Genomic DNA, 25,155 nt, shown 5'->3' on the forward strand with positions numbered 1-25,155 from the left:
TAAAGTGCTTGTCCCGCATTACCAGTGCAACCATCCCGCATTCAATAAACCGTTTTCGCTTCATTTGTCACAGCAAAAAGCGGGCATATAACCTTACCTGGAGGCGCTGGGTTGATCGGTGGGCTCGGGGTTTGAACTTTGCTCAAGGCGCTGCTCGATTGGCTGGCCAGCCGCTTGGTTTCATTGAAGCCTGTCATGCTGAACAGTCCGAAGTCCGTAGGTGCCCCCGTGCCCAAGTAGCCCGTTAGCGGCATCAGACCATAGAGTCCCCCGTGCGCAACGTGCGCACAGATGATCCAGCAACGCACCCAGCTGGAAATCGAATACGCCCGCGACACCATGCCCCGCAGCGTACTCGGCATGAACGCACCGATTATGGAGGACTATCTGAATTTCATCGCTAACCGCCGCCTGAGCCAGATTGGCTTGAAGGAAAAGTGTCCAGAGACGACCAACCCGTTCCCTTGGATGAGCGAGATCATCGCCTTGAAGAAAGAGAGGAATTTCTTTGAGCACTCGGGTTATTGAGTATTAGACAGGTGGGGCGTTGAGCTGGGATTGATGATCTCGCTTGTAGAACCGTGTTAAGACCTGAAGCCATTTCATCCTGCATGAAATGGTTTCTGCGAAAAGGGTTGCCAATTGGCAGCCTTTTTTTCTCTTAGACGGAACGGGGAAATCTAAACAGAATATTTAGAAAACACAGAACCATTGATTGATAGATGACACATTTCAGTTATTAATGCTGCATCGCCCACATCAAATATCCCGTATCAAAATCAAACGGCACCACCCACAATTGCAGCCCCTCCGAAAACTCAAAAACTGGCAACGCCTCCTGAAACGATGCCCGCTTCGGATAAATCAGCACCAGATCCCCCTGTCCGCCTAGATACTTCTGCCCATACGCAAACAGCTGGTAAAAATCCGCCTGGCTTAGACCATAATTTTTGCTACCAAGCTCGCTGTCCAGCCGTTTCCACTTGGTATCCAGAACCCAGCTCTTCTCCCCCTGAGTAATCATGAGATCGGGCCTTAGCTGAAAGACCTTTTTGCCCTCATGAGTACACAGATACTCACTGCTGCGCTGCGTGTGTAGCGTAGCGTCTGGCGGCAGCGAATCCCTCAGGCACGCAGCCACGTAGCGTTCGAACAGTTTCTCCATCGGGAACAGTAAGCTCATGCCCTGCCATTCGCCCGCAATCGCCAGTGGCGTTTGCTGTTGGATGATGAGTTCGCACCACGGCTTCACAGGTTGGTAATGAGCCATGAGCCGATCGTGGCGCCACTGTTTGAAATCTTGAGCGGTGTCTCGGCTGCTTGGAATTTCTAGCAACAGTGAGCGCAGTTCGTGGGCGAGGCGCCAGTTACTGGGGTCTTGAGTGGTTTTACAGACGATACCTAACGCTGTTTTGAGAAGACGGTTCTCGGCCCGGTCGGGCAGGAATACGTCGTGACGAATTTGGAAGTGGTGTTGTCGGCCAGGAGGTTGGCGCATTTGGCGGGCGGTGTTGAGTTGGCCGCGCAAATATCGCTGTTCCTCTTCGACTCGTAGGTAGTCGAAGCGAAGGCCGCGTTTGATGAGGTGGTCGAGCGCTTCCAGAAAGCTGCTCATTACCCATTCGGTCAACGGCGCATCGAAGCGCTGTAACGCGGTTGCGCCGACCTTACGGGTTGGTAGGTCTAATGACCTCTGAATCATGCGCCTGAGCAACGCGCGGCTTTGCTGGATGCAGTCGCCTTGTTCAAAATGCTTAGGCAGGATTTCGATACGCGTACCGCAGGGTGTTTCCAGCGCGCCAACGTAGTTATCGAGCTTAAGCCAGCGGCGGCCTTCAACTTGAACCAGTGCGGCACCCGCTTTGCTAAAGCGGGAACTGGTTTCGCAGAGCCAGTCGAAAGCCGAGGGCGATACCTGGGCTACGTCGAGCGTCGGGCTAAGAACATTGCTGGTTGTCAGCCGAGCATATTCTCGGACCGTTACGGTGGTTTTCACCTTTGCTGTTCGCTAAGGAACTTGATGATCTTACGCCCGAGGCTCCGCGTGTTCAGCTTGATGCCCGACGCTGATGTAATAGGTAGGCCATGTTTGCTGGCAATCTCTCGCAAATGTGGCTTGGCAGGTTTGACCTGCTGGCCTCCACGATAGACCTCAATACTGCCATTGGCGGCTTGTCGTATGTCTACGCCTTCCGTTCTGACGCTCTTCGCTTCCAGCGGCGCGCTGACGCTCAGGTTGTGATCGATCACGCCCAGATATGACTCGATATTTTCGAATGCAGGCAGATTCAATTCCCAACGTTCGTTGTTCTGCCCCACTGTGACAGCATCTCCAAACAGCACGCTGAAGTCTTGGCTCGGCTGGATCAAGAACCTATTTTCTGGAGCTTTGCGTTGGTCGTTGAGGACCCACTGGATACGCTGCCAATCTTCGAAGAAGTACTCCTGAAGTAGCGGCAGGATTTGCTCTTGAAAAATGCCTGCCAGCCGCTCCAATGTCGGATTGCTCTCAAGAGGCATGAAGTACGCGTGCCCCAGGCAATGATCTTGATCAAGCAGGACGGCTATGCGCTGGTTCATCACACTGAGCAATTCGTCGATAGCGATGCCATCAACCTCTATGTCTTCAAGCAGCTCCGGGTTAGGCGGCACCTCAATGAACGTGAAGCGACGACGCAGGGCAATATCAAGTGCGGCCAATGATCGGTCAGATGTATTCATGGTGCCGATCAAGTGGATGTTGCTGGGGATGCTGAAGCGCTCTTTCGAGTAGGGCAGCGTAACCTCGAGTGCCTCTGATGCGCCCGCACGCTTGGAAGGTTCGATGAGGGTAATCAGCTCGCCGAAGATGCGCGAGACGTTGCCTCGGTTGATCTCATCAATGATCAGCACTTTTGGCCGTTCACTCTGAGCGACCTCTGCCGTCCGGAAATCTTCATTTCGCTTGCTGAGCATGTGTTCAATCAATACGGGAACGATATTGCGATAACCTTTGACCAAGTAAGGATCATAAGTAGAGTTCGGTAGTTTTTCCTCCCAATTACCTGTGCTCAAATCATTAACACTCAGTACACCTTGAGAAACGTCATCAGCCAGAGCATTAAGTAGACTCATAGCAAGGCCAAAATTTTTGCCTTTTGGCTTTTCTAACTCAAGAATATCGTCATTTGCTCGAATTACCTTATAGCCTGTGCCGTAGCGCTCACCAACCTTGAATGCTCGGTATTTTCCGCTCAGTTCACTCGCAATTGACTCGCAGAGGCTTTTGAAAACGCCAGATACCACCTCGTAACGGATCTGGCCTTGCTCATCAGTCGTAGCGCGAAGCCCTTCAACAAAGTCTTCATAGCTGAAGCTCTGATGAAAGGTCACAAAGCGCACGTCGCCTGCTGCAAGCAGCTCGTCAAATCGAGCTTTCAGCGCTGACCGATTATCAAGGTTTTTAGCAAGAAAAGGCTGATCAAGGATCTGCAACGTAGCTTCGACTGTGGCGTAGGTTTTCCCCGTACCGGGCGGACCGAAGAAAATCTGATTGAGCGAAGGCATTGCCGAACGTCCCTGTAGGAAAAGTCCGACAACAGTATCTAGATTGCCAGCATGGGTAAAGCGAAGCGTCGGTGGTGTCGTGTTTATGTAGCAGCCCTGAGCATGCGACGCAGAGCGTCGCGAACTGCATTCCTACGCGGAGCGTTGGAACGATATGGGTTGCTTAGCCCGATACCTCGCCTGAAGATCGGAAACCCCTGACATCCTCTCACTCCCCAGTCCGATATCGACACGTTGCCAGCGCCCGTATCGTATGCGCCGGTGCCTAAGAAACACCCAACGTAGATGCAGTGAGTTCACCATAGCCCCAGATTCCAATCGTTCTAATCAAACGGGAATCTCGGCCTTGCTGATCCGCTCAGTTGGGTTTTCTTACGCCCGCTCTACGTTGGTCTTTAACGTCATTTCAGCTCATACGTAGAGGTCAGCATGTTAAGCAATTTATTTCGGGCAAGCGCTTGTCAGGCGCGCAAGGTGTGTGCCGGTTTCACCCCAACCCCCTTCCACCGCCACAACCGCCAACTCCTCGCCCTCCTCCTCGAAGACCAACCCTGGTTCAGTGCCCGCGATCTGGGTCGCATGATTGGCTGGCCATTGAACGAGCGAACGCTGCGCAAGCTGGACGCTGACCAGCACCGAATGATCACGCTCGACCTGCATGGCGAAGCACGGTCAGAGCTGATGGTCAGTGAGTCGGGGGCGTACGCGATGATGGTGCATCACTATCACGCGGAAAATCGTGGGTTGCGGCAGTGGATTACCCATGAGGTGGTGCCTGCGTTGCGGGATGGGCAGGTGCCGTTCGATGACTGCACGCCGAACCTGAGCATGCTGCAGTGGCCGGGGTTGTCGGTAAGTATGTTGCACTGGCACAGCGAGCCGTGGATACGGTTGCGGGATATGCCGAGGGTGTTAACGCATCCGCAGATGCAGGTTGATGCGCGGCCGCATAGCTTGGCGCGGTCGTGGTGGCGGGCGGTGTTACCTGCCTCTCGGTTGAGTTGAATGCGGAGCGATGGCCGTGCCGTGTGTGTGACGGCCATCTTGCCTCATCGGATCAGTCTTTCAGGCGGCGTCGGTAGTCGCTGATCATTTCTTTGGTGACGTCATCCTTGTAGCAAATGGGTGCGTAGCCGCCTTTGCGGCTGTACGCACTGCGTTTGCCACATTGACTGCCATTGCTGGCAGAGTTGTAGGGGCACGGGCAGCGGCCGGGGTAGCTGTCGATGGATTCCTGGATGATGGTTTTGACGATTGAGGCGTCTGTTACCTGGGTTTCTCTGGCCTGTACGGTGAAGGCGCAGAGCAACGCGAGTATGGCGAAGAGGCCTGTCCCTGTCTTTTCATGGCTATTCCTTAGCGAGTGCAGACGAGCGTCTGTTGCAAGGCTTTACCATGGCATCACTAGGCCATCAATTTTTAGTGAGGTCCTTGTCCGGGCCTTGTCACGTCGCGGGAGGGAGTTTTGAGACGTGTGAGGTTTTTGTCATAGCGCACAGGGTCCGCTATATGGGGCGCACGTGAATGCGCTTGTCGCTATACAAAAATCCGAGTGAGTTCGGAAAAAGGGCTAAAAAACGACGTCGCAGACTAGATGTAACCCCAGTGGGGTGAACTAAACCTTCTGCCAGAATCGAAAACAGACTTATGTATAACAACGAGCGCTCTAAGTGGTGATGATGCTTGGGAGGCTCTGTGTCCAATTCAGAGTGTGCAGTGCAACGAAGACTCGTGATACACATCGTCATCTTGGCAATACCACTTTTAAAAGTCAGGAAATCACATCAAGACGTCCACAGGAGAAACTGATCATATCTCCGACGTTGATGTCTCCGGGTAGTACATCATCCAATTCAATAGTGATTTCACCCGCAACCACCAGCGATTTTTCAACACTAGCCACCTCAGCCAGAATTTCATGAACGAATCCATCGTCAATACGTAGTACGTATGGCTGAGAGCCTGCCGCCATCTTGGCTACATTTTTTATTGATATCGCAAGGACAGGCTCAAGCAGCATGTCCCCGACATTCATATGACATGGATGACAAAAGGCTACGCACTGAGTCTCAGCATCACCGATTGTCAGCATTGCCTCTAGAGCATCTTTCGAGATCCATTCACACTGTTTAACAAACATTTAAAATCCTGAGCCTTGGCTTTTTGCTGAGCTATCGATTTCACCATTGCACAACTTCAGTGAGACACATACCCCTTTAGCACTAAAGGCTTTTTAGTTCCTCGGAAATAAATATTTCCGGCCCCGAAAAAACCGCTTCATTTTGGCATGCCTTATAAATTTCCGCCAAGAAACTTTCGAAAGCTTGAAAATAGATACTCTCAACCTCATTATTGTCGTCAAGAAAAATCGACATATTTATCTGACCGTTGGTATATTTCTTGATGCCTGCGTATTCCTCTTCAAACTTAAGACCCAAACACCCAACCAAATACTCTCCGATACTTTCAGGAAGCCTTTCAAGACTATTAAACTCCCACCCATAATCGCCTAGAACCTTAGATGCGCCTGTAGGAACTATGAAAACTGCCTGATAACTTCTCTTCATGCGACCACTCAAGTTCCTACGAGCGCCTCGTAAATTTCAATTGGTTTTTTCATCCAATGGCTGCCACAGAATCCTTTTAATATAATCCTTAGCTTCCTGCTCAGTTTCAAAATCCAAGACCTCGTACTCATCATTTACTAACATGTCTCGCCAAGAAACATTTTGATCACGAAGACATTCAGCTAACTCATACCTCATCTCATCTGTTTTGCCACTAGAATTAAGGCTATTAACATATATACCTATAGCAACGTCTTCTGCCAGATTAAAATCCGAACAAAAAACAGTCTTTAGCATGTGCCGAACATTCTCATATTTCATAAATGCCTTACCTTTTTAGGGAGCAGGTGCTGGAAAAATAGTAATTGTCTCCCAAATTTTCTTGCTGGGATTATACTGATACAAGCCTTCTACACTTCGCAAATTTTCAAGCTTTTCTGGAGCGCCATTTGTCTCAAGGTTTTTAAGGATGTTACCAGTGGGTAATACCCGCTTGAAACCTCTTCCAAGATCAACGCCGATATCGCCTGCCTCTTGAGCCGTAACCCTTATGACATCTTGGCCTGGTTGGCGCGCTATAGCCCTTTCCAAAGCTCCACCATTTCTAATGGTTTGGTCAGCAAAAATCAATAATTCATCGCTGTGGAAAGCCGATGATAAAGGTGGGACTGACGGGCCGACGTCTCCGTTCGGCTTAATGGCTGATTTTGCCCGGAGCATTAGGTCTCCATCAGAGACTTTGCCACCGTGAACACTTAGGGAGTGTGCGTTGGGGTGGCCCGTTACAAGATCTAATTGTTTTGGATCTATCTTGCTTGAAACAGTTTTTTGATCCAATGCATCTGGTTTAGCTGCGTCTGCGGTCTTTGAGCGATTTGTTGACAAAGCCTCTTGAGCTTCCAGCGCCCCCCTACCCGGCTCCGGCCTCTGCAAATCAGGTCGCTTCTTCAGGTCATCTTCATGCTCAAGCATCCACTGGCCCAGTCGCTCGCCTTTGGCGCTGGCCCGCATTTCATTTGCCAACGCACGAGCGTTACCGCGGCCGCGTGTGATGTACTGAACCATCGCGCCCAATAGCAGAATCACAACCTCAACGTGCCCTTGTGCGATTTCCTGAACCGCACTGTTCTGTGCGACCGGGTCGTCTCCCATGAAGGAGCTCCACCCTTGTTCGCGGGGGCCTTGCCATGCTGTGCTGATACCGCGTGTGTAGTAATGAATGATGCGCGGAAAGCCGTCGATGACGGATTCAGCGATGGACTCCAGACCAAGAATCCCCAGTATGAAAGTACTGGCCTGCGCCCCTAATGCAGCGCCCATTAAACCACCGGGAGCAGCACCCACCCCGAAAAAAAGTGCACCCGCGCTTGCACCGGCGACCCCTCCGACAAAAGCACTGCCGACGACGATCATGGCCATCTGGGTGACTACGTCGATCAAGTCCTTGATGATGCTAGAGATGTCGAGGTCAACGAACCGCTGTCCCAGTATGCGGCAAGCTTCCCATTCGGCACGGTCGAACGCGGACCTGACACAATTGAAGCGGCGAATGATCAGCGCGGGCGACGGGAGGGGTTCATTTCGATGGGTGCGAAAATGGCCCCCTCTGTAGGGCTCGATGTCACGGTCAAGCTTTCGCCGTATGTCATCCCATGAAGGCAGCATGTGAAAAAAGAACATTCAGTGTCTCCCTGACAATTCTTGATACAGCTCTGCCTGAGCAACTTAACAGAAGAAGTGCAAAAAATTCCAAGAGCCGCATGGCACCTGCAAAAATTCGGAAAATTCGTACATCAGCGTTGGTTGTTCAAAAACAGCCTTTGCCTGAGTCCTATTCGGGCGTGTGGGGAAGATGTGAAGCTGAATTTGGATATCGTCTCCGAGCGGAGGAATGAAATCTATATACCAGCCCTGTGACCGATTCGGAGAACGAGCTTCTACACGGAGGGCGTAGGCGCTTCAGTAGGTGAAGACGGCTACGATGGGCTGCGAAGCGGCCCTGAAACTGGTGACCTCGTTTGAACCTGACGTACCGGGCGCACAGGTTTTGCTGCCGGTTCCCGGCAGATCGCGAACAAGTTCGCTCCTACGCCCTACGGGCAGAAGCGGGTCAGCGAAACGTCGACCGGTGCGCCCCACGGCCTCCGGCCAGAAGCCGGAGTTGTGAGTGATCAGGCATTTGCCTGATGGCTTCGATATGACGCAGAGCGTCACGAAATGCGTGCCAACGCGGAGCATTGGCACGATATTCATATGGAGTAATGGGCACGACAGGTGGCGAGAGCCTGCGGGGCTACTACACCCCGCAGCCCCCCCCATCAGAACTGCCAATCCAGCGACAGACCCACACCGTGGGTTTTATCCCGTGCACCCAGCAAACCGTTGTAGTCCAGGTTGATGCGCGCATCCCTGCCCAGTGCCAGGCTGGCGCGGGCGCCGACGACGGCGGCGTCGCGGTCCATGGAGACGCTTTGTACGTTGAAGCTGTTGCCAGCGCTGGCGAAGGCCAGGTGTTGTTCAGACGAGGTGTCGCTCAGGTTGTGCTGCCAGCCGAGGGTGGCGGAGACGTCGAGTTTTTGTGTGTCGTTGAGGTTGAAGCGGTTTCCGGCGCGCATGCCCAGGGTTGAGAGCACGGTGTCGCGGGTGTCGTCGCTGCCTTTGAGGGCTGTGGCGCCGCCTTTTTCGTTGAAGCTGTCGCTGTCGAAGTGTACGTAAGCCAGGTTGGCGAATGGCTCCAGTGCCAGCGGTTGCAGGTTCAGGCGGTAGGCGGCTTCGGTGAACACCTGGCTCGACTGGGCGTCGCGCTTGACCTTCTGGCGGTCGGAAAACGCGCCGAATTGCAGGTCGCGTTTCACGTCGATGCGGTGCCAGCTGTGCGACGCGCCTGCGGTGAGGCGCAGTGCGCCCTGTTCGTGGCCGATGTAGGCGCCCAGGTGGTAGCTGTCTGCCGAGGCCCGCGAGTGGGTGTCGTCGCCCAGGCTCAGCGAGGTGTCGCTGTATCCTGCCATCGCGCCCAAGCGGGTGTGCTCGCTGATCAGGCCGTCCACACCGGCAAGCAGGCCGCCCAGCGATGAGGTCGAGCTGGCGCTGTCGCTGCTGCCGCTGTTTTTGCCCCAGGCACCCAGCGCTTTGACCCACACTGAATTGTCTTCACTGCCCGGTGCTGGCTGGTCGTACAAGCCTTCTACACGCAGACGATCACCTACGGCGTCGCGCAGTTGGCGACTGTCGTTGATCAGCTGTGTAGCAATGGCCGGGTGCACTTCGCCCGATAGCTGGGTAAACGCCCGGCGTGCGCTGGCAGTGTCCTGGCTGAGGATGATGCTCTCGTAAACCGAGTTGCCCGCACTCAGTTGCTCGATGGCCTGGGCCACGCTGCGCTGGTTGTCGGTTTGTGCAGCGCTGGCGAAGCTGTCGCCATTGCGTGCAAGGGCCAGGGTCACGCCGGTGCCGGTATAGGCCAGGTTGCCGTCCAGGAATGCGTAGTTATCGGTCACAGAACCGAACTGACCCTGAACGCCGCCAGCCGCCTGCAGCACGTTGAACTGCTGACCCAGAACGCTGCGGGTCTGGTTGCTACTGAGCAGTGCGGGATTGTCGTTTTCCAGAGACAGGGCCATGTTGGCGCCGCTCACGGTCGCGGTGCCGCCGACCACGATACGGTCGCTGGCGGTGGGCGAAAACTCGACCGCGTAGGTCGAGCCCGGTGCCAGGTTGAGGTCGCCCGCCACTTGCAGGGTGCCGATGGAGTTGCCCGGCGCGACGGTGCCGCCCCTGTTGGCGCTCAGCGACGCGACGCTGCCATTGCCACCCAGAATGCCGCCGTTGTTGACGGTGACCGCAGAGGCCAGCGAGCCGTTGATGGCCAGGCGTCCTTGATTGACCAGGGTCGGGCCGGTGTAGCTGTTGGCCCCGCTCAACACCAGAGTGCCGATGCCTTGCTTGGTCAGGCCGCCGTGGCCTGAGATGTCGTTGCTCCACACGTCCAGTCCGCATTGCGGGCCGGTGCAGGTGCGTTGCGTCGGTTTGCCGGCATCGACAATAGCACCGACGCCGGGCAGGTCGGCCACGAACTGGCTGTCGCCGTAGGCGCCGTCGATACGAAACTCGGCAGGGATGTCCGCTTCGGTGACGAACATGCTCGGGCCGTTGATGGCCTTGCCGAGGTTGATCATGCCCCAGCCGTACAGCGCGTCGACGCCCGGCGCGCCAAGGTCGGTGGCGGTGGTTTTCAGGACGTCGGCGACCTGCGCGCCGGTCATGTACGGGAAGCGCTCCATCAGCACAGCCATGCTGCCTGCCACGTGAGGTGCGGCCATCGAGGTGCCGTTCTTGTTGGCCCAGCCGACGGTCAGGTCTGCCAGGCTGGTGCCGTTGAGCACCGAGCTGTAGATGCGCGTGCCCGGTGCCGAGACGCAGAAGCTGGCGGTGTAGCCGCAGCGCGACGAGAAGGTGCTCAGCGTGTAGGGCGTGGTAGCGGCCGCTGCGGCATCCGGATTTTGTTGCAGGGCGGCGACGGTCAGCCAGTTGGGGGCGATGTCTGGTACGAAGTAGCCGAGCCCAGCCATTGCGTCAGGGTTGTTGAGGTTGTAGTCGTTACCTGCGGCAAAGATGGTCACCACGCCGCTGCGTGCGGCGTCGATCGCGCCCTGATACGCGCCACCCGGACGCGTGCCGAGGATCTGGCGAATCTGGTCGAACTGTACTTGCGCGTCCTGCACGGTGAAGTGCGGGAACGCCGGATCGCGACCGCCTTTGTCGAAGCGGTCGGTGATGCCGATGCCCCAGCTGTTGTTGATGACCCGTGCGCCGCTGTTGACCAGCGCGTTCCAGCCAGCCTGATACACCGCGCCGTCGTTGCCCAGCACGATGCCGTCTTCCGGGCCCGGGTCGCCGTTGTCGGCGCTGATGATTTGCGCGTTGTAGGCCACGCCGTGCATCGGCCCGCCGTCGCGATTGCCACCGGCAATGCCGCCGACGTGGGTGCCGTGGTTACCGAGTTTGCCGCCGGAGTCCAGGCTCGGTGCGCCGTCGTAGCGGAAAGCGTCGCCCGCCTTCACCGGGATGTACGGGTCGGTGTATTCGCGGATGCCGCTGGTGACCAGATTGACTACCTTGTTGGGGCTGTCGAATTCCGGATGCGGGGCGTAGACCGGCTGGTCGAAGATGCCCAGTTTGATGTCCTTACCGCTGTAACCTGCGGCATAGGCTTGATCAGCGTTGATCGCGCCCAGGCCCCAGTCGGCATTGAACTCGGCGCTGCGCCAGCTGGCAGCGTTGCCCGCCTGCCCTGCTTCCACATAAGGTGCGGCATGAGCCACGCCCAGTGTCGCCAGGTAGCAGGCGAGCGCGCCGCAGGAGGCGCGATTGACCGCTCGAATGGCCTGTCTTAGGGATTTGACAGAGGTGTGTCGGGTACTGAATGCATCTTTCATGAAAATTACCGTCCTTAGTTAACGCGCGCGAATCTCCGCGCGCATGCATCTGCATGCGCGTCGTTCTTTTGGGTTTAGGGTTGTCTACTGCTTAGAACTGCCAGTTAAGACTCAGGCCGACACCGTGACTTTTCTCACGACTGGACAGCTGGCCGCTGTAATCAAGGCTGATCCTTGCCTCCTTGCTCAACGCCAGACTGGCGTGAGCACCGACCAGCGCGGCATCACGCACCAGCGGCGAGCTTTCGATGCCGAAGCTGTTGCCGCTAGAAGCGAATGCCAGGTGCTGTTCGGAATCGGTGTTGCTCAGGTTGTGCTGCCAGCCAAGGCTGCCGGACAGGTCGACCTTCTGCCGGTCGCTGATCGCGATGGTCTTCAGGGCACGCAGGCCCAGAGTGCTGAGTACCGCATCACGGTTGTCGCTACCGGCAGACAGCGCGGCAGCGTCGCCCTTCTCGGTGAAGCCATCGGTGTTCAGGTGGACATAGGCCAGATTGGCAAACGGCTCAAGCGTGGCGGGTTGCAGGTGAATGCGATACGCCGCCTCGGTGAACACTTGGGTGCTCTGCGCATCGTGTCTGGTTTTCTCCTTGCCCGCTGCACCGCCGACCTGCACGTCGCGTTGCGCATCGATGCGATGCCAGCTGTGTGCGGCGCCGAGGGTCAGGCGCAGTGCACCGATTTCATGGCCCAGGTACGCACCCAAATGGTAGCTGTCCACCGACGCCCGCGAATGCGTGCCGGAGCCCATGTTCAACGAGCTGTCGCTGTAGCCTGCGACGACGCCCAGACGCGTGTCATCGGCAAGGTTGCCATCGACACCGGCCAGCAGCCCGCCAATCGAAGAGGTGTAACCCGCTGTGTCGTCACGCGAGTCGGTCTTGCCCCAGGCACCCAGCGCCTTGAGCCAGACGTTGTCTTGTGCGGCAGTGTTGCCATCAGTGCCGAACACGCTGGCACCCAGGCGCTCACCCACGGCATCGCGGACCTGACGGCTGTCGTTGATCAACACGCTGCCGATGGCCGGGTAAATTTCGCCGGACAATTGCTGGAAGCTGTCGCGTGCAGAGGCAGCGCTCTGGGTGAGCAGCAGGTTTTCGTACACCGCGTTACCGGCGCCGAGTTGTTCAGCGGCAGTCGCCACCGCAGCCTGGTTGGAGGTTTGCGCCACGCTGTTGAAAGCGGCGGTTTGCTCGACGTTCAGTGCGACCGCGTTGGCTGCGTAGTCGAGTCGACCACCGAGGAAGGCGTAGTTGGAGGACACGCTGCCAAACTGACCGTTGATGCCATTGGCGGCTTGCAGCACGTTGTACTGGCGACCGACCACGCTTTGGACGGGTGCAGCACTCAAGGCCACTGGCGTCGCATTCTCCAGCGCCAGTGTCATGTTCGCGCCTGACACAGTGGCGCTGCCGGTGGCGACGATGCGGTCACTGGCGGTTGGTGAAAGCTCCACGGCGTAGGTTGAACCCGGCTCGAGGGTTACATCGCCATTGACCTGCAATGTACCGATGGAATTACCCGGCGCGACAATACCGCCGTTGCGCGCTGTCAGCCCGCCGATCTGGCCGTTGCCGCCCAGCGTACCGCCCGCGTTGACCTGCACGGCTGACACCAGCGACCCATTGACCGACAGCACGCCGCCGTTGACCAAGGTGTCACCGCGATAGGTGTTGGCACCGTAGAGAATCAGGCGGCCTGCGCCGGATTTGATCAGGCTGCCCTGATACTGGCGCTGTGCAGCAGCGGCGGCGCGAGCGGTGCCGGTGGCGTAGTCGGCCTGATCCTGCTGGCTGGCGGTGCTGGCAACGCCGTTCTGCCAGCCTTTGCTGATCAGCGTCTGCTGCCAGGTGGCCTGCTCGGCGCTGTCCTCGGCCTGACGCTGGATCAGCGCCTGATCGGAAATATTATTGCTCCACACATCAGTCAACCCTGCACCCAGACTGGCATCGAAGGTGCCGAGCAATTGGCCCGGACCACGCATCGCCCGCTCCAGGTTCGCCACACCCCAGCCGACGCTGTTGGTCGGTGCCTGAGTAATCGAACCGTCGAGCTGGGTGGCGGTGGTCAGCAGCACTTGCAGCGCCTGCTCGTTGGTCATGTACGGGAAGCGTTCCATCACCAGCGCCAGTGCGCCGGTGGCATGCGGCGCGGACATCGAGGTGCCGGATTTGATGCCATAGCCGCCGCCCGGCACGGTGCTGTTGACCAGCCGACCGGGCATGGTGATGCACCAGTATTTGGACAGGCCGCACTGGTTGTAGCGTTGACCGTTGCTGCTGTCGAGGCCCGACACGGCCAGCCAGTGGCCTTCAAGATCCGGCTCGAAAAAAGGCAGCGAAGCGCGCACGCTGGCGTTGGCGTAACCGGTGTTGCCTGCGCTGAAGACGTTGATCACGCCCTTGCGCGAGACATTCGCCGCTTCGTCCAGCCAGGTGCCGCGGTTGTAGTGCTGAGCGTAGGCAGCGCGCACGCCCGCTTCGGTGGCGTAGGTCACGTCGGCCGGCTGGCTGCCCCAGCTGTTGTTGATGGCGCGCACGCCCGCATCCGCCAGGGCGCCGTACACCGCCTTGAAATACTGCGGGTCAGGGTTGGGGCCGAACAGGAAGCTGTCATTCTGGTTGGTGTTGCCGACGTAGACCTGGGCGTTGTAGGCCACGCCGTGCATGCCGACGCCATCACGCGCCGCGCCCAGGGTGCCGGTGACGTGCGTGCCGTGGGTGTCGTTGTTCGGGTTGATGGCGCCGGTGATGCTGAACGGTGAGCCGTCAACGTAGGTGCCGGTGGCGGTGACTGCGTGGTAGCGGGACGGCGTGGCTTCCGGGTGGGACGGGTCGAAACCCGAGTCCAGCGCACCGATCTTGACGCCTGCCCCGGTGATGCCGGCGGCGTAGGCCTGATCAGCCTGGATACGGCCCAGACCCCAGTCGCTCTGGAATTCTGCCGAGCGCCAGCTGGCCGCGTCACCCGGCTTGCCCTGCTCGACATAGTCAGCATAAGCCGAGCAGCCAAACGTAAAAGACAGCGCACACAGCGCACCTGTTGCTACAGGCTTGAACGAATAACGGACAACACCCACGCACTTCGACTTTTGCATCCCTGCACACCTGATACTGGTTGGCTCTTGATTGAGCGATTCCAGAACATAGTCCGCAGTTTAAAACTTGGCAACAGTTTTATTTCAATTCTGATACAAAGGTTAAGACATAAGGAAAACGCATCGCAGAACATATATATCGTTGATAGGCGCTTGAATCTATTGAGATTATTTTGGATTTTATTGTGCCGTTGAATTATTGCGTAGTGGCCATTTAATTGCACGCGACTTGTTTTTCTTGCGCTCTACCTACTGTTTCCAGTAACAGTTGCCAACAGCGTTACTTGTCTGAACACACCAAGACTTGTCCGGTAATAACAAATGTCCATTCGGAGATTCCCGGAAAAAGCTGACGCAGAGCGTCATGAACGGCATGCCCACGCGGAGCGATGGGCACGATAGAGGTGGGCTGGGGCTTGCGTGAACACCATCAAGCCCCCGCAGCACGGCACCAGGACGCGGAGCGATGGGCACGATAAGTGGCGGTCGATATCGTTCCCACGCTCCGCGTGGTAATGCCGTTCAGGACGCTCCGCGTCCTATCCAGGGAGTGGCCTGCCTAGCGGCTGAACCGTTCCGCCAGACTGTGCAGATACTGCGCCATTTCTTCCAGCTCGCTGCTGATCTGCGAGCCTTGCTGCGCCTGGCTGGCGCTCTCGTCGCAGAGTTGCGCGATGCGGGTGATTTGCTGGCTGATGGTTTCCGCAACGTGGCTCTGTTCTTCAGACGCCGACGCCATCTGCTGGCTCATGCCGGTGATGCGGGTCACCGACTGGCTGATGCCATCCAGCGCCTTCTGCACGGCTTCAACGCTGGCGACACTCTCCTGAGAGATCTGCTCGCCCTTGTTGGCGGTCTTTACCGCCCGGTCGGCGCCATCGCGCAGCGAGGTGATGATTTGCTGGATCTGCTCGGTCGACGACTGCGTGCGAGACGCCAGCGAGCGTACCTCGTCGGCCACCACCGCAAAACCACGTCCCTGTTCACCGGCACGCGCCGCTTCGATGGCGGCGTTGAGCGCCAGCAAATTGGTTTGCTGAGCGATCGAGGTGATCACATCGACCACACTGCCGATCGATTGAGTCGCATCAGCCAGTTCCCCCACGGCGTTGCCAATATCGGTAACCGAGGTGGCCATGTGCCGAATCGCCAACAGGCTTTCATCGGCCAGGCCACGCCCCTGTTGCGCCAGCTTGTCGGCCTCTTCGGCAGCATGGGCAGTGTTCTGCACGTTGTGGGTGACTTCCTGAATGGTCGCCGCCATCTGGTTGATGGCCGTGGCTGACTGATCGGCCTCGCTGCGCTGCTGATCCAGCGACTCGGCCTGGCGCAGGGACAATTGTGCTGACCGACCGGCATGCTGGCGCACGCTTTCGCCGGTATCCGCCAGTCGCGTCAGGGCCGTTTGCAGGCGCGCCTCTTCGCTGAGCATGGCCAGGTCGAGCTGCGCCTGCGGGCCGCGACTGTCGCTGTAGGTCAGCGCAATCAGTGCACTGGTGAAGGCCTTGGGGTGTTCCTCAAGGGTTTTGCGGATGCTGCTGCGCTGACGTACTTCAAGAAAAACGCCCAACACGACCATCACAATCGGGATCATGATGATCGACGGCAAATCGTCGAGCAGGTAAACACCCACAGCCAGCGCAAGCGCGCAGAGAATCATCGGTAACTGACGAATCAGGTGATAGGCCGCCGAGCTGCTGGCGGACACCGCCGCCTTGCCAGCCCGCAACCGCGCATAGAGTGCTTCGGCACGCCGCACCTGATCGCGGGTCGGCAGCGAGCGCACCGACTCGTACCCGACGATACGGCCGTTTTCGTACACCGCGGTTACATAAGCGCTGACCCAGTAGTAATCGCCCTGCCTGGAGCGATTCTTGACCACGCCCATCCACGGCTTGCCCTGTTTGATGGTTTCCCACATATGCGCGAACACCGAGGCTGGCATGTCCGGGTGGCGCACCAGGTTATGCGGCTGCCCGACCAGCTCTTCGCGAGTAAAGCCGCTCAGGGTGACGAAAGCGTCGTTGCAGTAAGTGATGTGGCTGTTGAGGTCGGTGGTAGAGATCAGACGTTCAGAGGCCGGAAAAGTCCGCTCAGTCTGCGTGATAGGCATGTTGACGCGCATTAAGAATCGCTCCGTGATAATGCTGATACTCAGGGCAGTTGTTGAAGGTGTAGCACAGCGTTTCAAAGACAGCCGATAGTCATGATGCACTGTTATCGCCCACAGGACTCAGGGTTTAAAAAGCGCTCGGGGGTTACGCCGCTCAATAAACGGCAGGCATGAGGGCCGAGTCAGGTATTTGCGCCACGACGAGGATGCCTGCACCATGCTGCCCTGATCGCGACCCGACCCAAGGCAATCCCATGGCACGCAACACGGCCTCTGCGCTGAAATCACTGATCAAGGCACTGCGCGGCTTATGGAGCCGGGTTGCACGAGGCACACCGAGCCAGCGACAGCCCCCGGAGCCCGCTACGCCTGCAGTGCAGTCGCCTGAGCCACAAGCGCCGGTCAGAACCCGCCGCGCCAAACCCGACAAGAAGCCCCGTCAAGCTGCGCCGCCAACACCCGCGACGGAGCCTGCGGCACCTGCATGTCCGCACTGCCGGAAAACCATGGTGATCAAGGTGGCGCGCACCGGCAAGAACGCCGGGGAATTCTGGGGTTGTGTGGCCTATCCGAAATGCCGGGGGATCCGACCGATCTTTCGCTAAACGCCAGACCGGTCGCCCCTCAAGAGCTGCGCTCAGCTGATGCTGGCCAGCAGCTCCCGCGCCATGCGCTGATGCTCTTCGTCGGACTCGTCAATGATCTGCTGGAGGATTTCACGGGCCGATTCGAGATCGCCGTCCTCGATCAGCACCTGCGCCTGATTGATCTGGCTGAGCGGCGGCTCTTCCAGGTCCAGCAGGTCGAAATCGGCGTCATCGTTCATGAAACTGTCGAGGAAATCGTCACTCAGACCGTCGGCGGCGGATGGCACGATTACCTCAACAGGCTCAACGACCTCAGGCTCGGAGAAATCACTGAGGAACTGTTCGTCCGAGAGTTCGAAGACTTCCGGCAGTTGGGTCAGGTCCGAAGAAAAACCGGGATCGACTTCAACGGGGGCTTGCGTAGCGGCAGGCTTGGCACGCGGCGGTGGGCTGTCGAACGGGTCGACCAGGTCCCAATCGGCGTCCATCGACAGGTCATCCAGGTTCAACTGAAACTCGTCGGCGGGCTGCGGATTCAGCGCCGCAGCGGCGCTTTCATCCAGCTGCGCGGCGGGTTCTGGCTCAGGCTCGGGCTGCAGGTAGCGCGAAGGCTCGGGCTCGGATTTCTCGAACGACAGTGTGCTGGCTGCCAGCGCGGCAGCCGGGACGATTGCCGCCACGGGAGCGACCTCGGCGGCCTTGAGTTGCGGGAAGCGATCGCGGATGTCCTGAATGGTCTGCGGATCGACGCCATGCTCCAGCGCGGCCTGTTCTTCGCGAACGAAGCCGCTGCCGTCGCCCTGCTCAGCGAGCAACTCCAGCAGGCGGATGCGAATGTCATCACGCTCAGGCTGGGTTTCCAGGGCGCTGCGCAGAATACCCATCGCCTCGGTGAACCGCCCGTAGGCGATGTAAATGCTCACGCCGTCCAGCGCATCCGGGGCAGAACCGGGCGAACGTTGTGCTGGCGATGGCTTGGCCGGAGGCGGTGTCGACGGGCTCTGTGCCACGGGCTGCGGTGCCACGGCAGGCACTTCGAACACCGGCAGCATGGCGGCCTGAGCGGGCTTGATCAGCGGGTCATCCGGAGTGACTCCGGGTGCCGCTGATTCCTTGCGCTGCTGACGTCGCTTCGAATAAGCAAACGCCACCAGCAGTAGTACGATCAATACGGCAGCGAGCAGTATCGGCAGGCTCAGGAAGGAATCGCTGCCCGACGCAGCAACAGGTTGCGCAGGAGCGGCAGGCGCAGCTACCGGCATGGCGGGTGCAGGTGTGGTTGTTGCAGGTGCAGGTACAGCTGGCGTAGCGGCGGATTGCGCCGTGGCCAGATCGCTGCGCAAAGCAATGATCTGTTTGTCCTTGCCGCTCATCTGCTCTTGCAGTTCCTGAGTCTGGGCCTTGAGCGCCTCCAGCGACTGAGTCAATTGCTGGTTTTCGATGGCAGCAGCCGACAACTGCTCGGCGGTGCGCTGCAGTTCGGCAGGCTTTGGCGACGGCGCCGCAGCGCTTGCGGCAGGCGCTGCGGCGGTTGGCAGCACTGCGGCGTCCGGCAGCAACAGGTCCTGGCCGACTTTGAGCGCAGAGCTGGCGCCTGCGGCGAAGACCTGCGGGTTGAGCGAACGGATGCCGTCCGCCAGTTGGCTGGCCGACACCTTGTTGCCCTGCAAGCGGCTGGCGATACCATTCAGCGTGTCGCCACTGGCAACCGTATAGTGTTTGCCCTGCACGGCCGCCGGTGGCGCGACCGGCATGCGGCTTTCCGTGGCGGAGCTGGCCGAGCGCTGCTGGTTGCGGCTGCGCGTGGCGGCCAGGCCTTGCGCCGAGGTGGCAGGATCGAGCAGCAAGGTGTATTCGTGCAGCAAATCGCCATTCGGCCGCGCCAGCTGAACGAGAAAACTCAGGTAGGGTTCGGTGACCGGCTTGCTGGACACCACCCGGATCACGCCGCGGTCACCACGCAGTACCGGCGTGAAGCGCAGATCATTGAGAAAGAACACGCGTTCCATGCCTGCTTTGGCGAACGCTTCGGGCGAAGCGAGCCGGGCGACCACGTCTTCATTGCTCAGACCGCCGGTTTCCAACAGCTGAATCTCGGCATCCAACGGCTGGTTGAGCGCCGAATGCAAGGTGATTTCACCCAGGCCCAACGCCGACGCCAGCGTGGAGCAGGTCAGCAACGAAACCGCCAACACGCCCTTGCCAAACGCCTCGCGCGCCTTGCGACCTGCACCTTCGACAGCAGCCAGTGAACTCTTCAGCATGCGAACCCTTATGGAAACCACGGCAGGCTTCTCACGTAATCAGATGGACGTCAGTATCCGTTTAACGATTATGGTTGAGAATGCGCAGCTTCGTCTCAGGATCTTTCCAGATTGGCCAGAATCTGCGAATGCACGCGCATGCTGACGCGCAAATCCTCCTCGCTCACGCCCTCGAACAACTCGATACGCAATACATTGGCGATGTTTTCAATTTTTTCGATCAGGGGCAATGCCGTGTCACTGAGCAGGATCTTTTTCGCACGGCGATCTTCGAGCACTGCCTGACGCTGCACCAGGCCCTGTTTTTCAAGACTGTCGAGCAAACGCGCCAGGGTGGGGCCTTCTACGCCAACGCTTTGAGCCAGCTCGCGCTGGGTGGGCGGTTCGGTAAAGCGCGCGAGGTGCAGCAAAACCAGCCAGCGGGCCTGGGACAGGCCAAGATCGGCCAGCCGACGATCCAGCTCGGCACGCCAGCCTCGCGTGAGATGTCCGAGCTGCATCCCGAAACGATGTTCATCAGTCATTGGCATAAGGAAACTCGTGATTCAAACTAATTATTAGCGAGCTAAGCATGGTCCTTATGTTCAGGCAAGCACGGGACGGTGACGTTTCGTCGCACGCCGTTATACCTCAAACTCCGATTGCAGCGCTGCACGCACGCAATACAAAACACCCTCAGGCACCCGCCCGGCAAACTGCTCGGCAATCGCCGACACCGGCGGCAGTTCGCCTTCGCCGTCGAGAAAGGCGTCCTGCACCTCACCCAGCAGGTCCTCCGGCAAGTCCAGCGCCTGCTCGATGGATAACTGCTGCTTGCCGATGGCTTCGGCCAGCAGGGTGTAGACATTCTTTTCCGAGCACTGCAACTGACCGGCGATCTGCGTCGGGGTCATACCCGCGCGCGCCAGGCTGATCAGTTCGTGACGCACATCGGCGACCACCCGTGGTGCCTCGGCCTTGCCGCTGAGCACTTCGAGAAAGGCTTCGCCATAACGCTCCAGCTTGCGCGCACCGACGCCACTGACCTTGGCCATCTCGGCCATCGATCCGGGTTTGCTGCGCAGCATTTCCAGCAGGGTCGAGTCCGGGAAAATAACGTAAGGCGGCACGCCGTGCTCTTCGGCCAGCTTGCGGCGCAGCGCGCGCAGGGCTTCCCACTGCTCGCGCTCTTCGCCACGCACCAGTTGACTGGCCGGGCTGCCGGAACTGCTTCTCGACGTGGTTTGTGGCTTGAGGTCCTGGCGCAGTTCCAGAGAAACTTCGCCCCGCAGCAAAGGGCGACACGTCTCGCTGAGGCGCAGCCCGCCATAGCCTTCAAGGTCGATGTCCGCCAGACCCCGCGCAACCAGCTGGCGGAACAGCGAGCGCCACTCGGACTCGGTGCGCGCCTTGCCGACCCCGAACACCGACAGATGCTGATGACCGAAGCTCTCCACCTTGTCGTTGGACTTGCCGAGCAACACGTCAACCAGATGACCGACGCCATAACGCTGGCCGGTACGGTAGATGGCCGACAGCGCCTGACGCGCAGGTTCGGTGGCATCCCAGGTTTGCACGCCATCGACGCAGTTGTCGCAATGGCCGCACGGGTTGGGCATGTCTTCGTCGAAATAGGCCAGCAGGGTCTGCCGACGGCAACGGGTTTCTTCGCACAGGGCCAGCATGGCATCGAGCTTGTGCTGCTCCAGCCGTTTGTGGCGCTCGTCGCCTTCGGAGTTCTGCAGCATCTGCTTGAGCATCAGCACGTCTTGCAGACCGTAGGCCATCCAGGCATCGGCGGGCAGGCCATCACGCCCTGCCCGGCCGGTTTCCTGATAATAAGCCTCAAGCGATTTGGGCAGGTCCATGTGCGCGACAAAACGCACGTTGGGCTTGTCGATGCCCATGCCGAACGCGATGGTCGCAACCATGATCAGCCCTTCCTCGTTGAGAAAGCGCTTCTGGTTGGCCGCCCGGGTTTCGGACGGCAGACCGGCGTGATAAGGCAGCGCGGGATAGCCGTTGTCACTCAGGAATACGGCGACCTCATCGACCTTCTTGCGCGACAGGCAATAGACGATACCTGCGTCGCTGCGGCGCTCGGAAAGAAACGCCAGCAGCTGCTTGCGCGGCTGTTCCTTGGGTACGATGCGATAGAAGATGTTGGGCCGGTCGAAGCTCGACAGAAAGCGCTCGGCGTTCTGCAGGTGCAGACGCGTGACGATTTCTTCACGGGTGCGCTTGTCGGCGGTGGCGGTCAGCGCGATGCGCGGCACCTCCGGAAACAGCTCGGCGAGTTGCCCCAGTTGCAGGTATTCAGGGCGGAAGTCATGACCCCATTGCGACACGCAGTGCGCTTCGTCGATGGCAAACAGGGCGATCTTGAGGTTTTGCAGGAATGACAGCATGCGCGGCTGGACCAAGCGCTCCGGGGCGAGGTAGAGCATTTTGACTTCGCCCAGACGAATGCGGTTGGCCAGGTCGCGCTGCTGCTCGGCGCTGAGGGTCGAGTTGAGTGCAGCGGCCGACACGCCCAGCTCATCCAGTGTGGCAACCTGGTCGTCCATCAGCGCGATGAGTGGCGACACGACCACGCACAGCCCGTCACGCAACAGCCCCGGCACCTGAAAACACAGGGACTTGCCGCCACCGGTGGGCATCAGCACCAGCGCATCACCACCGCTGGCTACACGCTCAATAATGGCACCCTGGCGACCACGAAAGCTGTCGTAACCGAAGATGTCTTTAAGTACGCGTTGTGCCTGCTCAAGCATAAAAAACCCCGGAATATCCTGCTGCACTGCAAAACGGGGGAGTATACCCGAGCACTCGGGAGCAATGGATGACTGGGACATGAGCGGTCGAAATTAACTGCAATTGGCCTGCGCGCTGGCGCCACGGACGCTCAGGGCCTAGAATCCAGCATCGTTTATTTTCAAGGTAGCGCTTCCATGTCCTTCGCTGAGCAATTAACCCGCCTGCAAGTCTTCCTCGATGCAGATGAACTGCACGAAGAAGCACTGGACTACGTGGCCGCGCATGGCTACCTGACCGCCCTGTCCATCTGCGCTGAAGAGGTGCCGGAACGCGAGTGGATCGACGCGCTGTTCTCCGAGCCGCCGCAGTACTCCAGCGAAGCGCAACAGACAGAAGTCGAAGCGACGCTGATCGCCCTCAAGGCACACATTGCCCGCCAGCTGGCTTCGGACGAAGAGTTCGAGCTGCCCTGCGATCTGGACCTGGGCGACGACCCGGATGATTCCGACCTGCGCGGCTGGTGCATCGGCTTCATGGAAGGCGTGTTCCTGCGTGAAAACGCCTGGTTCGAAAGTGCCGAGGAAGAAGTCAGCGAAATGCTCCTGCCGATCATGGTCGGTTCGGGCCTGTTCGACGAGCAGCCGGAGTTCGCCGACATCGCCCAGGACGCCAACCTGATGGACGACATGATCGTGCAGATCCCCGAAGCGCTGACCGCCCTGTACCTGCTCTGCCAGGCACCGGACGAAAAGCCGGCGATCCTCAAGCCCCGCCACCACTGAGTCGGCGCCTATGGCGCAAGGCTCACCGCGCACCAGCCGTCACCGGTCGGTGCGCTATCTGCTTGTAGCGATTGGCTGGCTGAGCGTGGTGCTGGGTGTCATCGGCATCTTCCTGCCCGTGCTGCCCACCACGCCTTTTCTGCTGCTGGCCGCTGCCTGTTTCGCGCGCAGCTCTCCGCGCTTCTACGACTGGCTGGTCAACCACCCGCAACTCGGTCCGTGGGTTCGTGATTACCTCGAAGGCAACGGCATCCCGCTCAAGGGCAAGGTGTACGCCATCGGCCTGATGTGGCTCAGCATCAGCCTGTCCTGCTACCTGGTGCCCTCACCCTGGGCACGCGTCTTCATGCTGACCAGCGCAGTGCTGGTGACGCTCTATATTCTCAGGCAGAAGACGCGAGCGCCGGGCGATCGTACAAGGTAGCGCCGCCCCAGGCGGACGCCACCGCAACACTCAGACCGTCACTTCTTTTTGTCCCTGGCGAACGCCGCTTCCAGCGCTTCGTTGAGGGTGCGCAACACCTTGACCCTGGCCCAGCGTTTGTCGTTGGCCTCGATCAATGTCCACGGCGCGATTTCGGTGCTGGTACGATCCACCATGTCGCCGACTGCCTGGCGGTAGTCAGGCCACTTCTTACGGTTGCGCCAGTCGTCTTCAGTGATCTTGTAGCGCTTGAACGGGATCTTTTCGCGCTCCTTGAAGCGTTCCAGCTGAGTCTGCTGGTCGATGGCCAGCCAGAACTTGACCACCACAACGCCCGCGTCGGTGAGTTGCTCTTCGAAGTCATTGATTTCCGAGTAGGCGCGCTTCCAGTCCGACTCGCTGCAAAAACCCTCGACCCGCTCGACCAGCACGCGGCCGTACCACGAGCGATCGAAGATGGTGAATTTGCCGCGCGCCGGTATCTGCCGCCAGAAACGCCACAGATACGGTTGCGCGCGCTCATCCTGGGTGGGCGCGGCGATCGGCACGATGGCGTATTGCCGCGGGTCCAGCGCCGCCGCCACACGTCGGATCGCACCGCCCTTGCCTGCCGCGTCGTTGCCTTCGAACACTGCCAGCAGCGCGTGGCTTTTCATGCGCTTGTCGCGCATGTTGCCGGACAGCCGCGCCTGCTCGGTGATCAACTGTTGCTGATAGTCGTCCTTGCTCAGGTTCAGGCTCAGGTCGAGGCTGTCGAGCAGGGTCAGCTCGTTACTGTGAATCGCCAGCGGCCCGACCGTCAGCGCCGCGGTCTCGGGTTCGGCCTTGTTCAGCGCGGCCTGCATGCCTTCCAGCAACAGGCGGCCGACGGTCAGGCTGCGGTAGTTGGCGTCCACCCCCTCGATCACATGCCAGGGTGCGTATTCGCGGCTGGTGCGGCGCAGGACCCGTTCGCCGAAGCGCACGAACTTGTCGTAGGTCTTGGACTGCTGCCAGTCCAGCGGGCTGATGCGCCAGCTGTGCAGCGGATCGTCCTTGAGGGTCTTGAGGCGCAGCTTCATCTGTTTTTTGGACAGGTGAAACCAGAATTTGAAGATCAGCGCGCCTTCATCGCAAAGCATCTTTTCCAGACGTTCGGCGCCGCTGATGGCTTGGTCGAGAACGGCGTCCTTGAAGCGCCCGTGAACCCTGTCCTGGAGCATCTGGCTGTACCAGTTGCCGAAGAAGATACCCATGCGGCCCTTGGCCGGCAATTGCCGCCAGTAACGCCATACGGGCGGGTGAGCGAGTTCTTCGTCGGTCTGCTGATCGAAGGTGCGTACCTCGATCAGACGCGGGTCCATCCACTCGCTGAGCAGCTTGACGGTCTCGCCCTTGCCTGCGCCTTCTATGCCGTTGATCAGCACGATGATCTGGCGACCGGCCTGCTCGTGCAGGTCTATCTGCGCTTCGAGCAACGCTTCGCGCAGTTGCGGCAACGCAGCCTCGTAAGTCTCATCGTCAATGGCATGACCGATTTCAGCGGATTCAAACATGCACAGCTCCTGATTGATGTTGGCTCAGAGAACGCCTGATGCAGATTGTGACCATTGATGACCGGCATC

At 58.9% G+C, this 25,155-nt stretch carries 18 protein-coding genes and 2 pseudogenes; 5 read left to right on the forward strand and 15 right to left on the reverse strand.

All coding sequences use genetic code 11. The features are described from left to right. Positions 1 to 288 precede the first annotated feature (288 nt). Positions 289 to 535: pseudogene (locus KUIN1_RS19260) on the forward strand (ribonucleotide-diphosphate reductase subunit beta); the annotation flags it as partial. 204 nt (positions 536 to 739) lie between these two features. Here the strand turns inward: KUIN1_RS19260 and KUIN1_RS19265 are convergent. Then, on the reverse strand, positions 740 to 1,996 hold the full coding sequence (locus KUIN1_RS19265; RefSeq protein ID WP_011268608.1) for an McrC family protein: 1,257 nt from the start codon (positions 1,994 to 1,996) through the stop codon (positions 740 to 742). Then, a complete protein-coding gene (locus KUIN1_RS19270) occupies positions 1,993 to 3,546 on the reverse strand; it encodes an McrB family protein (protein ID WP_152092184.1) in 1,554 nt (517 codons plus the stop codon). The genes KUIN1_RS19265 and KUIN1_RS19270 overlap by 4 nt, the downstream gene beginning before the upstream one ends. Positions 3,547 to 3,975: 429 nt before the next feature. On the opposite strand from KUIN1_RS19270, the gene KUIN1_RS19275 reads away from it, so the two are divergent. Beyond that, a complete protein-coding gene (locus KUIN1_RS19275; RefSeq protein ID WP_011268610.1) occupies positions 3,976 to 4,551 on the forward strand; it encodes a BRO-N domain-containing protein in 576 nt (191 codons plus the stop codon). A gap of 52 nt (positions 4,552 to 4,603) precedes the next feature. On the opposite strand, the gene KUIN1_RS19280 is transcribed toward KUIN1_RS19275, so the two are convergent. From KUIN1_RS19280 to KUIN1_RS28805, 9 genes and pseudogenes are all read right to left on the reverse strand, one after another. Next, the gene (locus KUIN1_RS19280) at positions 4,604 to 4,915 is read right to left on the reverse strand and encodes a hypothetical protein (RefSeq protein WP_046722284.1); all 312 of its coding nucleotides are present in this window, start codon (positions 4,913 to 4,915) and stop codon (positions 4,604 to 4,606) included. 402 nt (positions 4,916 to 5,317) lie between these two features. Then, positions 5,318 to 5,686, reverse strand: coding sequence for a hypothetical protein (locus tag KUIN1_RS19285; RefSeq protein WP_011268612.1), 369 nt, complete (start codon positions 5,684 to 5,686; stop codon positions 5,318 to 5,320). Between the two features lie 82 nt (positions 5,687 to 5,768). Continuing rightward, positions 5,769 to 6,113 carry a hypothetical protein gene (locus tag KUIN1_RS19290; protein WP_164920505.1) on the reverse strand — a complete coding sequence of 115 codons (345 nt, stop codon included), beginning with the start codon at positions 6,111 to 6,113 and terminating at the stop codon, positions 5,769 to 5,771. A gap of 36 nt (positions 6,114 to 6,149) precedes the next feature. After that, complete coding sequence (locus KUIN1_RS19295) at positions 6,150 to 6,434, reverse strand: hypothetical protein (RefSeq protein ID WP_011268614.1); 285 nt, start codon at positions 6,432 to 6,434, stop codon at positions 6,150 to 6,152. A gap of 15 nt (positions 6,435 to 6,449) precedes the next feature. After that, positions 6,450 to 7,793, reverse strand: a complete 1,344-nt coding sequence (locus tag KUIN1_RS19300) for a DUF6861 domain-containing protein (RefSeq protein ID WP_011268615.1) — start codon at positions 7,791 to 7,793, stop codon at positions 6,450 to 6,452. A 638-nt stretch (positions 7,794 to 8,431) separates the two neighbouring features. Beyond that, on the reverse strand, positions 8,432 to 11,548 hold the full coding sequence (locus tag KUIN1_RS19315) for an autotransporter serine protease (protein ID WP_152092185.1): 3,117 nt from the start codon (positions 11,546 to 11,548) through the stop codon (positions 8,432 to 8,434). A gap of 91 nt (positions 11,549 to 11,639) precedes the next feature. Next, on the reverse strand, positions 11,640 to 14,645 hold the full coding sequence (eprS, locus tag KUIN1_RS19320) for an autotransporter serine peptidase EprS (protein ID WP_152092186.1): 3,006 nt from the start codon (positions 14,643 to 14,645) through the stop codon (positions 11,640 to 11,642). Positions 14,646 to 15,204: 559 nt separating this feature from the next. After that, positions 15,205 to 16,239 (reverse strand): methyl-accepting chemotaxis protein, encoded by a 1,035-nt coding sequence (locus KUIN1_RS19325; RefSeq protein ID WP_419178427.1) that lies wholly within the window; start codon positions 16,237 to 16,239, stop codon positions 15,205 to 15,207. Between the two features lie 249 nt (positions 16,240 to 16,488). Continuing rightward, positions 16,489 to 16,770: pseudogene (locus KUIN1_RS28805) on the reverse strand (PAS domain-containing protein); the annotation flags it as partial. A 242-nt stretch (positions 16,771 to 17,012) separates the two neighbouring features. Here KUIN1_RS28805 and KUIN1_RS19330 point away from each other — a divergent pair. Continuing rightward, complete coding sequence (locus KUIN1_RS19330) at positions 17,013 to 17,363, forward strand: topoisomerase DNA-binding C4 zinc finger domain-containing protein (RefSeq protein ID WP_003402554.1); 351 nt, start codon at positions 17,013 to 17,015, stop codon at positions 17,361 to 17,363. Positions 17,364 to 17,395: 32 nt separating this feature from the next. Here KUIN1_RS19330 and KUIN1_RS19335 read toward each other — a convergent pair whose 3' ends face one another. From KUIN1_RS19335 to recQ, 3 genes are all read right to left on the reverse strand, one after another. Next, on the reverse strand, positions 17,396 to 19,609 hold the full coding sequence (locus tag KUIN1_RS19335) for a FimV/HubP family polar landmark protein (protein WP_152092187.1): 2,214 nt from the start codon (positions 19,607 to 19,609) through the stop codon (positions 17,396 to 17,398). A gap of 95 nt (positions 19,610 to 19,704) precedes the next feature. Further along, complete coding sequence (locus KUIN1_RS19340; protein WP_003363288.1) at positions 19,705 to 20,139, reverse strand: MarR family transcriptional regulator; 435 nt, start codon at positions 20,137 to 20,139, stop codon at positions 19,705 to 19,707. Positions 20,140 to 20,232: 93 nt separating this feature from the next. Continuing rightward, positions 20,233 to 22,362 carry a DNA helicase RecQ gene (gene recQ / locus KUIN1_RS19345; protein ID WP_003402551.1) on the reverse strand — a complete coding sequence of 710 codons (2,130 nt, stop codon included), beginning with the start codon at positions 22,360 to 22,362 and terminating at the stop codon, positions 20,233 to 20,235. A gap of 177 nt (positions 22,363 to 22,539) precedes the next feature. Here recQ and KUIN1_RS19350 point away from each other — a divergent pair, with 177 nt between their 5' ends. Together KUIN1_RS19350 and KUIN1_RS19355 are read left to right on the forward strand one after the other, a co-directional pair. After that, positions 22,540 to 23,127 carry a UPF0149 family protein gene (locus KUIN1_RS19350; protein ID WP_003314545.1) on the forward strand — a complete coding sequence of 196 codons (588 nt, stop codon included), beginning with the start codon at positions 22,540 to 22,542 and terminating at the stop codon, positions 23,125 to 23,127. A gap of 10 nt (positions 23,128 to 23,137) precedes the next feature. Beyond that, on the forward strand, positions 23,138 to 23,551 hold the full coding sequence (locus tag KUIN1_RS19355) for a YbaN family protein (protein WP_024639720.1): 414 nt from the start codon (positions 23,138 to 23,140) through the stop codon (positions 23,549 to 23,551). A gap of 38 nt (positions 23,552 to 23,589) precedes the next feature. On the opposite strand, the gene pap is transcribed toward KUIN1_RS19355, so the two are convergent. Continuing rightward, positions 23,590 to 25,086, reverse strand: coding sequence for a polyphosphate:AMP phosphotransferase (gene pap / locus KUIN1_RS19360; protein WP_024639721.1), 1,497 nt, complete (start codon positions 25,084 to 25,086; stop codon positions 23,590 to 23,592). Between the last annotated feature and the right edge of the window lie 69 nt (positions 25,087 to 25,155).

The sequence above is a fragment of the Pseudomonas sp. KUIN-1 genome (genome assembly GCF_009176725.1).
Lineage (GTDB): Bacteria > Pseudomonadota > Gammaproteobacteria > Pseudomonadales > Pseudomonadaceae > Aquipseudomonas > Aquipseudomonas fragariae.